Annotated in this window: 11 protein-coding genes; 9 read left to right on the top strand and 2 right to left on the bottom strand. The window is 74.1% G+C overall.

Annotated elements, in window-relative coordinates:
• Positions 1-9: 9 nt before the first annotated feature.
• Genes ACH35V_RS19435 through ACH35V_RS19420 form a run of 4 tightly spaced genes read left to right on the top strand, consistent with a single transcriptional unit; the run spans position 10 to position 4,228 of the window.
• Positions 10-1,176 carry an ABC transporter substrate-binding protein gene (locus ACH35V_RS19435; protein WP_395974051.1) on the top strand — a complete coding sequence of 389 codons (1,167 nt, stop codon included), beginning with the start codon at positions 10-12 and terminating at the stop codon, positions 1,174-1,176.
• A 58-nt stretch (positions 1,177-1,234) separates the two neighbouring features.
• Positions 1,235-2,107: a branched-chain amino acid ABC transporter permease gene (locus ACH35V_RS19430; protein ID WP_395974049.1), complete on the top strand. Its 873-nt coding sequence runs from the start codon at positions 1,235-1,237 to the stop codon at positions 2,105-2,107.
• A gap of 32 nt (positions 2,108-2,139) precedes the next feature.
• The gene (locus ACH35V_RS19425) at positions 2,140-3,246 is read left to right on the top strand and encodes a zinc-binding dehydrogenase (RefSeq protein WP_395974047.1); all 1,107 of its coding nucleotides are present in this window, start codon (positions 2,140-2,142) and stop codon (positions 3,244-3,246) included.
• 16 nt (positions 3,247-3,262) lie between these two features.
• On the top strand, positions 3,263-4,228 hold the full coding sequence (locus tag ACH35V_RS19420) for an aldo/keto reductase (RefSeq protein ID WP_395974045.1): 966 nt from the start codon (positions 3,263-3,265) through the stop codon (positions 4,226-4,228).
• Positions 4,229-4,299: 71 nt separating this feature from the next.
• Here ACH35V_RS19420 and ACH35V_RS19415 read toward each other — a convergent pair whose 3' ends face one another.
• A complete protein-coding gene (locus tag ACH35V_RS19415; RefSeq protein WP_395974043.1) occupies positions 4,300-4,695 on the bottom strand; it encodes an STAS domain-containing protein in 396 nt (131 codons plus the stop codon).
• Positions 4,696-4,841: 146 nt separating this feature from the next.
• Between ACH35V_RS19415 and ACH35V_RS19410 the strand changes: the two genes are divergently transcribed.
• From ACH35V_RS19410 to ACH35V_RS19395, 4 genes are read left to right on the top strand one after another with little or no spacing between them, the layout of a single operon-like run.
• Positions 4,842-5,906, top strand: a complete 1,065-nt coding sequence (locus ACH35V_RS19410) for a FecCD family ABC transporter permease (RefSeq protein ID WP_395974041.1) — start codon at positions 4,842-4,844, stop codon at positions 5,904-5,906.
• Complete coding sequence (locus ACH35V_RS19405; RefSeq protein WP_395974039.1) at positions 5,903-6,928, top strand: FecCD family ABC transporter permease; 1,026 nt, start codon at positions 5,903-5,905, stop codon at positions 6,926-6,928. The genes ACH35V_RS19410 and ACH35V_RS19405 overlap by 4 nt, the downstream gene beginning before the upstream one ends.
• A complete protein-coding gene (locus ACH35V_RS19400; RefSeq protein ID WP_395974037.1) occupies positions 6,925-7,734 on the top strand; it encodes an ABC transporter ATP-binding protein in 810 nt (269 codons plus the stop codon). The genes ACH35V_RS19405 and ACH35V_RS19400 overlap by 4 nt, the downstream gene beginning before the upstream one ends.
• Before the next feature lie 31 nt (positions 7,735-7,765).
• Positions 7,766-11,149, top strand: a complete 3,384-nt coding sequence (locus tag ACH35V_RS19395; protein WP_395974035.1) for an amino acid adenylation domain-containing protein — start codon at positions 7,766-7,768, stop codon at positions 11,147-11,149.
• 10 nt (positions 11,150-11,159) lie between these two features.
• On the opposite strand, the gene entS is transcribed toward ACH35V_RS19395, so the two are convergent.
• On the bottom strand, positions 11,160-12,467 hold the full coding sequence (entS, locus tag ACH35V_RS19390) for an enterobactin transporter EntS (RefSeq protein WP_395974034.1): 1,308 nt from the start codon (positions 12,465-12,467) through the stop codon (positions 11,160-11,162).
• 78 nt (positions 12,468-12,545) lie between these two features.
• On the opposite strand from entS, the gene panD reads away from it, so the two are divergent.
• Positions 12,546-12,953 (top strand): aspartate 1-decarboxylase, encoded by a 408-nt coding sequence (gene panD, locus ACH35V_RS19385; protein ID WP_395974032.1) that lies wholly within the window; start codon positions 12,546-12,548, stop codon positions 12,951-12,953.
• Positions 12,954-12,957 lie beyond the last annotated feature (4 nt).

Here is a 12,957-nt window from a genome sequence, read left to right as displayed (position 1 = left end):
GCCCACACGATGAAACGCACATACACGCGCACAGCCACGGGGGCGGCCGCGGCCGCACTTGTCATCTCCATCGCCGGCGCCGGCTGCTCGGACTCCGGCGGCAGTGACGGGCCGATCAAGGTCGGCGCGATCAACGGCATCACCGGCCTGTTCCAGACGCCCGAGGTCCCGAAGGCCGTCAAGGCGGTCTTCGACGAGGTCAACGCGGCCGGCGGCGTCAACGGCCGCAAGCTGGAGCTGGTCAGCAAGGACGACGCCATGGACCCGGCGCGGTCCAGCCAGGCCGCCCGGCAGCTGATCAAGTCCGAGAACGTGGTCGCGCTCGCCGGCTCGTCCAGCGCGGTGGACTGCGGCGTCAACCGCGCCACCTACACCAAGGAGAAGATCGTCTCGGTGCCGGCGATCGGCGTCGACCCGTCCTGCTTCACCAGCCCGAACATCGCGCCGGTGAACCCGGGCCCGTACACGCTCACCACGGCGATGCTGTACTACGCGTCCGAGACGCTGAAGCGCGACAAGGTCTGCCTCGCCTACACCGTCCTGCCCGGCAGCGGCGGCGGCATCGAGAACGCCATCAAGGAGTGGACGAACCTCACCGGCAAGACCCTCACGGTCAAGAACGTCGCCGTCGGCCAGGGCGACCCGACCCGCTACCTGGTGCAGCTGAAGAACGCCGGCTGCCAGGCCGTGGCCTACAACTCGACCGTCGGGCCGTGGTTCCAGCAGGCCAAGACGCAGGGCATGCAGAACGTCGACTTCATCCTCGCGGCGAACAGCTACTCCGACGCCAACGCCAAGGTGATCCCGGCGGGCATGAACGCCTACGCCGGCACCGAGTGGCAGCCGTACACCGACCCGACGCTGCCCGGCAACGACCGCTGGTCCAAGATCATCGAGAAGAACGGCATCCAGAAGACGGCGTTCAGCCAGGGCGCGGTCATGTCGGCGGACATCTTCGTCCAGGTCCTCAAGACCATCAAGGGCGACATCACCCGCGAGTCGGTGACCAAGGCGTTCAAGGAGATGAAGCCGATCAACTACCCGATGGTCGGCACCCCGTACGTCTTCGGCCCCGGCAACGACCACAACCCGATCAAGGGCAGCCAGTTCGTCAAGGCCGAGAACGGCGCCTGGAAGGTCCTGCCCGGCGGCTTCACCGTCCCCACCAAGAAGTAGCCGTGCGCACCGGGCGCGCGGGGCCTCCCCGCGCGCCCGGGCCCACCGGAGGTATCCGATGCTGAACTCTGTGATCGCCGGGCTGAGCAGCGGCGGCGGTTACGCCCTGCTCGGCCTGTGCGTCGTGCTGACCTACCGGCTCGTCGCCGTCGTCAACTTCGCGATGACGGCCGTCGGCGCGATGGGCGCGTTCGTGATGGTGACGCTCACCGACGAGGGCCTGAACGTCTGGCCGGCCCTGCTGATCGGCGCGCTCTCCGCGGCCGTGCTGTCGGGCGTGTTCGGCATGGCGCTCGCCCGCTGGTTCGCGGACCACCGCGAGGGGACGAAGGCCGCCGTCACGGTGGCGCTGTTCGTGGCGCTGACCGCGATCGGGGTGCGGCTGTTCGGCGGCACCTCCACCGGCGCACGCCGGTTCCCCGACCCGTTCAGCGATCCCGTCTTCACGGTCGGCGGTGTCGTCGTCCCGCAGTCGGTGCTGGTGTCGCTGGCGTTCGCGGTGCTCATCACGGTGGCGGTCGGGCTGATGCTGACCCGCACCCGGGTCGGGCTGAAGCTGCAGGCGCTGTCGGAGCGGCCCGGCACCGCCCAGGTCGTCGGCATCCCCGCGCCGGTGCTCGCCGTCGGCGTCTGGTCCGGCGTCGGCGCCGTCACGATGCTGGTGATCGTGCTGGTCGCGCCGCGGCTCGGCGGCGACTTCGGCACCCTGGCCGGGCTGATCAGCACCGCCCTGGCGGTGGCGATGGTCGGCGCGTTCCGCAACCTGCCGCTGACGCTCGCCGGCGGCCTGATCGTGGGGTGCCTGGAGGGCATGTCGTCCTCCCTGGACTCCATCCAGAAGTACCAGGGCGTCGTGCCCTTCCTGGTGATCCTCGTCCTCCTGTGGTGGCGCAGCCGCCGCGAGGTCTGGGACACCGCGCACAGCCGCTGACCCCCGGCTGCGAGAAAGAGAAACGAGGAAAGATGCTCCACCCGACCTCCACCAGGGCCGCCGTGCTCCGCGAGCACGGCGCGGACCTGAGCATCGAGGAGCTGCCGCTGCCCGCCGAGTGCGAGCCGGGCGCGGCGCTCGTCCGGGTCGACTGCGCGACGCTGTGCGCGACGGACGTGCACCTGTGGTCCGGCGCGATGGCGTTCCCGGAGATGCTGCCGATCGTCCTCGGCCACGAGACGATGGGCACCGTCTGCGCCGTCGGCCCCGGCACCCGCGACGCGCTCGGCCGGGACGTCAAGGTCGGCGACCGCATCGGGTGGTCGGAGTCGGTGTGCGGGCACTGCTACGGCTGCACCGTCCTGCGCAACCCCGTCGCGTGCTCCGAGCGCGGCTACGGGTTCCTGCTGCGCGCCGACCGCTTCCCGTACGCGACGGGCGGTCTCGCCGGGCACAACTACGTGACGCCGGGCGCGCTGAAGCTCGTCCTGCCGGACGAGGTGAAGGACACGTGGGCGGCGTCCGCGGGGTGCGCGGTCAAGACCGTCCTGCACGCCTTCGACCGGGCCGGGGGAGTGCGCCCCGGGTCGGCGGTCGTGGTGCAGGGCGCGGGCGCGCTCGGCATCGTCGCGACGGCCGTGGCGAGCCTGTCGGGCGCCGGCCGGGTGATCACGATCGGCGCGCCGGACGCCCGCCTCGACCTGGCCCGCCGCTTCGGCGCCGACGAGACCATCGGGCTGGACGGCGACGCCGACTCCCGGGTCGCCGCCGTCCTGGAGGCCACGCAGGGCCGCGGCGCGGAGCTCGTCCTCGACCTCGCCGGGGCGCCCGGCGTCGGCGCGGAGGCGGTCGGCATGGCCGCGTTCGGCGGCCGGTTCGTCATCGTCGGCAGCACCGGCCCCCAGCCGGACCAGCTCTCCCTCGGCGCGATCATGGGCAAGGAGCTGAACGTGCTCGGCTCGCTGAACGGCGACGTCGGCGACCTGCACCGCAGCATCGAGTTCCTGCGCGGTTCCGCGGACCGCTTCCCCTGGGACGACCTGTTCAGCGCCCCGGGCGGCCTCGCCGGGGCGTCCGGCGCGCTGTCCGCCATGTCGCGGCTGGAGCAGGTCAAGGCCGTCATCAACCCCAACCGGTAAGGAAACGCCCCCCATCGTGTCTGCACAAAATGTCCCCCACCGCCGCCTGGGCTCGGCCGGTCCTGAGGCGTCCGTCCTGTCGCTCGGCTCCTGGCACACCTACGACCGGATGGACTTCGGCGACGCGGTGAAGATGCTCAGGCACGCCGTCGACTCCGGTATCAACCTGTTCGACGTCGCCGTCTACGGCATCCCCGGCGTCCACCCGCCGGTGTTCACCGACGTGCTGTTCTCCGCGATGGTCCGCGCCGCCGGGATCGCCCGGGACGAGTACCTGCTGTCCACGAAGCTGTGGCTGGAGGGGTACCCCGAGCACTCGATGCGCGACCAGCTGACCAACGCGCTGTTCCGGGTCGGCGCCGACCACGCGGACGTGGCCGTCCTCGGCGACATCCGCAGCGACGACCTCGACCTCAAGGCGCTCGCCGAGGACCTCGCCGCGCTGGAGCGGGAGGGCCTGCTCGGCTGCTGGGGCGTCAACAACTGGTCGGCCACCGCCGTCCGGACGATCCGCGCGCACGCCCTGGCCGCCGGGTCGCCCGGCCCGCAGCTCGCGCAGCTGAAGTACAGCCCGTGCCGGCGCTCCATCCCCGACGGCGAGCCGTTCGCGGCCGTCTTCGCCGACGGCGTGTCGCTGCAGGCGTCGGACGTCCTGGAGGGCGGCATCCTGGCGGGCAAGTCGGGGGAGTCCCGGCAGATCGGCCGCGACCCCGGCGACATCCGCCCGCGCATCCAGGAGGCCGCCAAGGGCCTGGCCGACCTGGGCCGGGAGCTGGACGCGAGCCCGGCCCAGCTCTGCATCGCGTTCACGCTCACGCACCCGTCCACCAGCACCGTGCTGTTCGGCTCGACGAGCATCCAGCAGCTCGAGGACAACATCGCGGCGCTGGACGTCCTGGACCGCGTCGGCGCGTCCCGGCTCCGTTCCCTGATGGACCCGTTCTGGGCGGACCGCGACATCGTCGACCCCGAGGGCCCCTGACCCTCGACCCCGCCGGGGCCGGCCAGCGGTCGGCCCCGGCGGCCGGGGCCGGGCGGTGCGGGGTTTGCGGCTCAGGCCTCGGTCAGGGCGGCGAGCGCCTGCTCGGGCGTCTCGTGGGCGATGAGGTGGCGGTCCAGGCCGCTGCGTTCGATGATCGTGCGGAACCGCCGCTCCGGGCGGGCGAGGACGAGCCGGCCGCCCGCCGCGCGCGCGGCCTTCCAGAGCACGATCAGGGCGTTGAGCCCGGACGAGTCGCAGAACCCGACCCCGCCGACGTCCAGGACGACCCGCGGCGGCCCGTCCAGCCGGCCCATGTCCGCGAGGACGCGCTCCCGCAGCAGCCCGGCCGTGACGAGCGTCAGCTCGCCGTCCGCCGCCACGAGCAGGCACGGCCCGCGGACCTCGCTGCGGATCCGCAGCCGGTCCGGGTCCGCGGCGCCCGGCCGCTCCTCCGCGTCGTGCGGCACAGTGATCACCTTCTGTCATCGCGCAGGCATCTCGCCTACCCGCGACAGCGCAGGTCATGCGGCGATTCGCGGACCGCGGCCCGGCCGGCGTCCCGGTGGTCGGGGACGGCCTTATCAGGCGGCTTAGCTTAGGCTAGCCTCATCTTGTGCTGTCCCCCGTGCGCAGGCGCCCGCCCCGAGCCCCGGTGAAGGCGGGCGGGCGGCGCGGGCGGCGCGGTCCTGGGGCGCATCTGGGCTGGCTGGCGGCGCTCACGGTGGTGCTCCTGCTGACGGTCGTGGCGAGCCTCGCGATCGGGGCGGGGGACGTCCCGCTCGGACGGGTCCTGCCCGGCGTCTTCTCCCCGGACGACACGTCCCGGCCGGATCTGATCGTCCACGAGCTGCGGCTGCCGCGCACGGTCCTCGGCATCGCCGTCGGGATGGCGCTCGGGCTCGCCGGGGCCGTGATGCAGGCGCTCACCCGCAACCCGCTCGCCGAGCCGGGGCTGCTCGGCGTGAACGGCGGCGCCGCGCTCGCGGTCGTCATCCTCATCGGGTCGACCCAGGTGGACGATCCGCTCGTCTACGTGTGGGCGGCCTTCCTGGGCGCGGCGGGCGCGGCGATGCTCGTCTACATGATCGGCGCGCGGGGCCGGGGCGGCGCGTCGCCCGCGCGGCTGGTGCTCGCGGGCGCCGCCGTCGAGGCGGTGTTCACCGCGCTCACGGCCGGGCTGATGCTGCTCAGCCCCGGCAGCTTCGGCGGCTTCCGGTTCTGGCAGGTCGGCAGCCTCGGCGGACGGGAGATGTCGGTCTTCGTCCGCATCCTGCCGTTCGTGCTGGCCGGGACGGTCCTGGCGCTGCTGCTGGCCCGTCCGCTGAACGCGCTCGGCATGGGCGACGAGGCGGGCAAGGCGCTCGGCTCCCGCCCGGGGCGGACGCGGGCGCTCGGCGCGCTCGCCGTGGTGGTGCTGTGCGGGTCCGCGACGGCGGCGGCGGGGCCGATCGTGTTCCTCGGGCTGGCCGTGCCGTTCATCGTCCGGACGGCGGTCGGGCCCGACCAGCGGCTCGTGCTGCCGTACTCGCTGCTGCTCGCGCCCGTCCTGCTGCTCGGCGCGGACATCATCGGCCGGGTCATCGCGCCCGGCGAGCTGGAGACCGGGATCGTCACCGCGTTCCTCGGGGCGCCGCTGTTCGCGCTGATGGTCCGGCGGGGAAGGACGCGCGACCTATGAGAGTGATGCGCGCGGGCGCGCTGTCGGTGCGCTGGGAGCCACGGGCCGCGGCGGTGTGCGGGGCGCTGGCGCTGGTCGCGTTCGGCGCGGCCGTCCTCGTCGTCGGGTCGGGCGAGTTCCCGATCTCGCCGCCGGACGTGGTGCGGGCCCTCGCCGGGCGGGCCGACCAGGCCACCGAGTTCATCGTCACGACGCTGCGGCTGCCGCGCGCCGTCACCGGGCTGCTCGCCGGGCTCGCGCTCGGCCTCAGCGGCGCGATCTTCCAGAGCATCTCCCGCAACCCGCTCGGCAGCCCCGACCTGATCGGGTTCACCACCGGGTCGGCGTCCGGCGCGCTGCTGCAGATCCTCGTGTTCGGCGGCGGCGCGGTCGCGATCACCGTCAGCTCGGTCGCGGGCTCGGTGCTGACCGCGATGGGCGTGTACCTGGTCGCCTACCGGCGCGGCGGCGGCGTGCACGGCGTCCGGCTGGTGCTGATCGGCGTCGCGGCGGCGGCGATGTTGCAGGCGCTGAACTCCTACCTGATCACCCGCGCGGAGCTGCGCGAGGGCTACGAGGCCGCGTTCTGGCTGACCGGCAGCCTGAACGGGCGGGACTGGGACCAGGCCGTCCCGCTCGGGATCGCGCTGGCCGTGCTCGTCCCGGCGGCGCTGCTCCTCGCCCGCCCGCTCGGCATGGGCGAGCTGGGCGACGACGCGGCGCAGGCGCTCGGCGTGCCCGTCCAGCGGACCCGGGCGCTGCTCACGGTCGCCGGCGTGGGCCTGGTCGCGGCGGCGACGGCGGCGGCCGGGCCCGTCCCGTTCGTCGCGCTGGCGGCGCCGCAGCTCGCCCGGCGGATGACGCGGCGGCCCGGCGCGCAGTTGCTGCCCGCCGCGCTGACCGGCGCCGCGCTGCTGGCCACCGCCGACCTGATCTCGCTCCACCTGCCGGTCGCCATGCCGGTGGGCGTCGTCACCGGCGTCCTCGGCGGCGCGTACCTGGCCTGGCTGCTGTCGACCACCGGACGGAAGGGGATGGCGTGACCCGGTTGCGCGCGGACGACCTCACCCTGGCGTACGAGAGGCGCGTCGTCGCCGAGAACCTCGGCGTGCGGATCCCGGACGAGTCGTTCACCGTCATCGTCGGGCCGAACGCGTGCGGCAAGTCCACGCTGCTCCGCGCCCTCGCCCGCCTGCTCCGCCCACGCGCGGGCACGGTGTACCTGGACGACGCCCCGATCGCCGCCCTGCCGCCGAAACGGCTCGCGCGGCGGCTCGGCCTGCTGCCGCAGTCGCCGCTGACGCCCGAGGGCATCACGGTCGCCGACCTCGTCGCGCGGGGCCGCTACCCGCACCAGGGCCTGCTGCGCCAGTGGTCCCGCGAGGACGAGGCCGCCGTCGGCGAGGCGATGGCCGCCGTCGGCGTCGCCGATCTCGCCGAACGGGTCGTGGACGAGCTGTCCGGCGGCCAACGGCAGCGGGTCTGGCTTGCGCTCGTCCTGGCCCAGGAGACCGGCATCATGCTGCTGGACGAGCCCACGACCTACCTCGACATCGCGCACCAGATCGAGGTCCTCGACCTGTGCGCGCGGCTGCACGAGGAGGGGCGCACGCTCGTCGCGGTGCTGCACGACCTCAACCACGCCTGCCGCTACGCCACCCATCTGATCGCGATGCGCGGCGGCGAGATCCTCGCGGAGGGCCCGCCCGCCGGGATCGTCACGGCCGACCTCGTGGAGCGGGTGTTCGGCCTGCCGTGCCGCGTCATCCCCGACCCGGAGACGGAGACGCCGCTGATCGTCCCGGCCGACCGGCGGCGGGCGTTGACGACCGGAAAACCTCTCAATTAGGTTTGCCTTACCTAATTTGGAGGGGAGTGCCGTGCCCACCGCGCTGACCTGGGAAGACCTGCACGCCGCGCTGGCGGAGGTGCTCGGCGAGCCCGCCGGGGCCGACGACAACCTGATCGGGCTCGGGATGGACTCGATCCGGCTCATGCAGCTGACCGGGCGGCTGCGCCGCCGCGGCGTCGAGATCCGGTTCGCCGAGCTGGCCGAGCGGCCCACGCTCGCCGGCTGGTGGGACCTGCTCGCGGAGAAGGGGCAGGTCGAAGCGTCGGCGGGCCCGCCCGAACCCGGGCCGGACGAGCTCGATCCGGCCGACATCGAGCCCGACGGGCCGTTCCCGCTCGCGCTGATGCAGCACGCCTACTGGATCGGCCGCGACTCCGGCCAGTCGCTCGGCTCCGTCGCCGCGCACCTGTACGTCGAGCTGGACGGACGCGAGATCGACCCCGCCCGGCTGGAGGACGCCGTCCGCGGCCTGGTGGCGCGGCACCCGATGCTCCGCGTCGCCGTGTCCGACGACGGCACGCAGCGCATCCTGCCCGAGCGTCCCGGGCCGGCCGTGACCGTCCACGACCTGCGCGATTCCGCCGACCCCGAGGCGGGGCTGGAGGCGATCCGCGCGGAGATGTCGGAGCAGCGGCTCCCGATCGAGGACGGCCGCGTCTTCGACGCCCGCCTCAGCCTCCTGCCCGCCGGGACGTCCCGCCTCCACCTGGACGTCGACATGGTCGCCGCCGACGCGATGAGCTACCGCGTCATGCTCGACGACCTCGCCGCCCTGTACGAGGGCGGGACGCTCGCGCCGATCCGCTACGGCTACGCCCGCTACCTCGCCGACGACCCCCGCGCCGACGCCCGCGAGCAGGACCGCCGCTGGTGGGCCGACCGGCTCGCCGACCTGCCGGGACCGCCCGAGCTGCCGGTCGTCGCCGAGCCCGGCAACCGCGTCGAGCGCAAGCACCACTGGCTCTCGCCGGACGACAAGGACCGCTTCATCGCCCGCGCCCACGCCGAAGGCGTCACCCCCGCGATGGCCCTCGCGGCGGTGTTCGCCGAGGTCATCGGCGCGTGGTCGGCGACGCCCCGGTTCCTGCTCAACCTGCCGCTGTTCCACCGCGAGCCCGTCCACCCCGACGTGGACAAGGTCGTCGGCGACTTCACCGGCTCCATCATGCTGGAGGCCGACCTCACCGAGGACCTCACCTTCATCGCCCGCGCCCGCGCGATCCAGGCGAACCTGCACACGGCCGGAGCGCACAGCGACTACTCCGGCCTGGAGGTGCTGCGCGACCTGTCCCGGCAGCGCGGCGAGCAGGTCCTCGCGCCCATCGTCTACACGAGCGCGCTCAACCTGGGCGAGCTGTTCGGCGAGCGCGTCCGGGGGCACTTCGGCGAGCCGGGGTGGATCGTCTCGCAGGGCCCGCAGGTGCTGCTGGACGCGCAGGTCACCGAGGTGTCCGGCGGCCTGCTGCTGAACTGGGACGTGCGCCGTCCCGCGTTCGCGGACGGCGTCGCCGAGGCCATGTTCGACGCCTACACCTCCGCGATCACCCGTCTCGGCGCGCCCGGCGCCGACTGGGACGTCCCGCTCGGCATCGCGGCGCCGCCGTCGCAGCTCCGCCTGCGGCACGGCCTGAACGCGACCCCGGCGCCGCCGCCGCGCACCCTGACCGAGGGGTTCTTCGAGCACGCCCGCCGCCGTCCGGACGCCCCGGCGCTGCACTGGGGCGACGACGGGACGCTCACCTACGGCGAACTCGCCGACCGTGCGCTGCGCATCGCGTCCGGCCTGGCCGGGGAGGGCGTGCGGCACGGCGACCGGGTGTCGGTCGAGCTTCCCAAGGGGCCCGATCAGGCCGCGGCCGTCCTCGGCGTCCTCGCGGCAGGAGCCGCCTACGTTCCCATCGGACCGGAGCAGCCCGAGGCCCGCCGCGCCAAGATCCGCGCGACGGCCCGCGTGGCCGCGTCCCTCGCCCCCGACCGGATCGCGGACGCCGAGCCGCTGCCCGAGCCGGTCAAGACCCGTCCCGAACAGGTGGCGTACGTGCTGTTCACGTCCGGGTCGACGGGCGAGCCGAAGGGCGTCGAGGTGCCGCACGGCGCGGCCATGAACACCATCGGCGACCTCGTCGAGCGGTTCGCGATCGGCCCGGACGACGTCACGTTCGGGATCTCCGCGCTCGACTTCGACCTGTCGGTGTTCGACCTGTTCGCGGCCTGGCACGCGGGCGGCGCGGTCGTCCTCCCGGACGAGGACGAGCGCCGCGACGCCGCCCGCTGGGCCGACCTCGTCCGGCGGCGGTCGGTGACGGTGCTGAACTGCGTCCCGTCCGTGCTGGAGATGCTGCTGCGCGCCGGACGCGCCGAGAGCCTGCGGCTGGTGCTGCTCGGCGGCGACTGGGTCGGCACGCACCTGCCCGCGCTGCTGGACGAGCGCGCCCCCGGCTGCCGCTTCGTCGCGCTCGGCGGGACGACGGAGACCGCGATCCACTCCACGGTCCAGGAGGTCGCGGGGGAGCCGCCGCCGGACTGGCACGCCGTCCCGTACGGGGTCCCGCTGCGCGGCGTCGCCTGCCGGGTCGTGGACGAGCTGGGCCGCGACCGTCCCGACTGGGTGGCGGGCGAGCTGTGGATCGGCGGGTCCGGCGTCGCGGACGGCTACGCCGCCGACCCGGACCGCACCGCCGACCGGTTCGTCGTCCACGAGGGCGCCCGCTGGTACCGGACGGGCGACCTCGCCCGCTACCGCCCCGACGGCACGCTCGAATTCCTCGGCCGCCGCGACCACCAGGTCAAGGTCCGCGGGTTCCGGATCGAGCTCGGCGAGGTCGAGGCCGCGCTGCGCGACCACCCCGCCGTGGGGCGCGCCGTCGCGCTGCTGGCGAACGGCCGCCTCTCCGCCACCGTCGAGGCCGGGGACGATCTCGACCGGGACGCGGTGCTGGCGCACGTCCGGGAGCTGCTGCCGCCGCACATGGTGCCCGAGCTGCTCGTCCGCGTGGACGAGTTGCCGCTGACCGCCAACGGGAAGGTCGACCGGAAGGCGCTCACGGCGCTGGCCGCCGCCGAGGCCGGGGAGGCGTCCGGCTCCTACGTCGAACCGGGCACTCCGCTGGAGAAGGTGCTGGCCCGGGTCGTGGCCGGGGTGCTGGGGGAGGAGCGCGTCGGCGCGGACGCCGACTTCTTCGCGCTGGGCGGCGACTCCGTCCTCGCCACCACCGTGATCGCGCGGCTGCGGGAGGCGCTCGACACGACCGCGCTGCCCGTCCGGGTCCTGTTCGCCGAGCGGACGGTCGCGCGCGTCTGCCGCCGCTTCACCGACCTGGAGGAGACGCCGGGACGCCTTGAGGCCGTCGCCGCGATCTGGCTGGAGGTCGAGGCGATGAGCGAGGACGAACTCGCCGCCCGCCTCGGCTGACGGCCGCCGCTCAGCTCGGCTCGGGCTCCGGTTCGGGCTCCGGACGCAGCGTCGCCGTCCGGAGCCCGGTGAGGGTCAGCGCCAGAGCCAGCGCCAGGACGGCGCTGACCGTCCCGTAGACGACGATGGCCGCGCCCGGCGCGAGATACCGGCCGAGGGCCCCGGCGCCCAGCGACCCGACCGCGCCGCCTCCCGTTTCCTGCGCGGCCCAGAGCGCGTTGACGCGTCCGAGATGCGAGTCGGGCGTGTGCGACTGGATCAGCCCGTACCGCAGGATCTCCTCGACCGACTGGGCGAACCCGTACGCGAACAGGATCGCTACGGCCAGCGCCGGATGCCGTGCGAGGCCCAGGCACGCGAGCGCGGCGAACCCCGCGACGGACGCGACGAGCAGCGCCGTCCCGGGCGCCCGCGCCGTCCCCGCCCATCCGCTCGTCACGGACGCGAGCACCGCGCCGCACGCGGGCGCCGCGAACAGCAGCCCGACCGTGGTCGCGCCGCCGTCCAGGCTCCGCTCGGCGAACGCGGGCATCAGCACCGGAATGCCGCCCGCCACCATGAACAGCAGCCCGAGCAGCATCAGCGACCCGACGACGCGATGCGACGCGACGAACCGGAACCCCTCCGCGACGGACTTCAGCGGGTTCGCGGGCTTCTCGTCCCCGAGGTCGGGCTTCAGCGACGGCAGCCCGGTCAGCAGGGCGAGCGTGCCGATCGTCCCGGCGGCGGCCGCGGCGTAGTTCCAGCCGACGCCGAACGCCGACACCACGACGCCGCCGAGCGCGGGCGACGCCATCGACCCGAGCCGGACGGTCAGCGCGTTGAGCGCGCCCGCCGCGACCAGCTTGTCGGGCGCCACCAGCGCGGGCGTCGCGGCCAGCAGCGCGGTGACGCTGACGCCGGTCGCGAGCCCGTCCCACGCCGCGAGCACGTAGACGGCGGGGAGCCACGGCGACGGCAGGAACGCGTTCAGCGCCAGCAGGACGAACCCGGCCCCGGCCGCCGTCCTGGCGTGCAGCATCAGCCGCCGCCGGTCGTACCGGTCGGCGAGGACCCCGCCCCACAGGAACCCGGCCAGCAGCGCGAACCCCTCCGCCGCGGACACCGCGCCGACGTGCACCGTCGACCCCGTCAGGTCGTAGACCTGCACCGGGACGGCGACCGCCAGCATCCCGATCCCGAACACCGAGACGGTGCGGGCGATGAACACGTTGCGGAACGGCCTGCTGTCGCGGAGCGGGCCGACGTCCATGGCAAGTCGGCGGGCAGGTGCGAGTCGGCGGGCAGGAGCCAGGCGGCGGGCCAGTCGCCGGAGCATTCTCGGGGTTCTCCTCTGCCGGGGGGATTGGCTAAGGTAAGCCTAGCCTTAGTTGGTCTTGGAAAAGAGGGCGTACCGGTGCAGCGCATGCTGATGAACGGAAAGATCCACCGTGCCACGGTCACCCAGGCGGACCTGCATTACGTGGGCTCGCTGACCATCGACGCGGACCTCATGGCCGCCGCCGACATCGTGGAGGGCGAGCAGGTCCACGTCGTGGACATCACCAACGGCTCCCGTCTCGTCACCTACGCCATCACCGGCGAGGCGGGCAGCGGCGTCATCGGGATCAACGGCGCGGCGGCCCGCCAGGTCCAGCCCGGCGACCTGGTCATCATCATCACCTACGCGGCCGTGGCCGAGGCCGACCGCCCCCGCCACCTGCCCCGCGTCGTCCACGTGGACGGCGCCAACCGCATCGTCGCCCTGGGCTCGGACCCGGCCGAACCGGTCCCCGGCGCCCCGGCCCAACTCGCGGGACGGTGAGCGC

Origin of the sequence: Actinomadura sp. 1N219 (genome assembly GCF_044326405.1) — a bacterium.
Taxonomy (GTDB): Bacteria; Actinomycetota; Actinomycetes; order Streptosporangiales; family Streptosporangiaceae; genus Spirillospora.
Note: the sequence above shows the minus strand (reverse complement) of the source record. Positions and strands in the feature narration are given on the sequence as shown.

Bases quoted from the DNA above. Each gene is read 5' to 3' on its own strand.
- ACH35V_RS19435 (WP_395974051.1), top strand. From the start codon at position 10: ATGAAACGCACATACACGCGCACAGCCACGGGGGCGGCCGCGGCCGCA.
- ACH35V_RS19430 (WP_395974049.1), top strand. From the start codon at position 1,235: ATGCTGAACTCTGTGATCGCCGGGCTGAGCAGCGGCGGCGGTTACGCC.
- ACH35V_RS19425 (WP_395974047.1), top strand. From the start codon at position 2,140: ATGCTCCACCCGACCTCCACCAGGGCCGCCGTGCTCCGCGAGCACGGC.
- ACH35V_RS19405 (WP_395974039.1), top strand. From the start codon at position 5,903: ATGAGAGTGATGCGCGCGGGCGCGCTGTCGGTGCGCTGGGAGCCACGG.
- entS (WP_395974034.1), bottom strand. From the start codon at position 12,467: ATGCTCCGGCGACTGGCCCGCCGCCTGGCTCCTGCCCGCCGACTCGCA.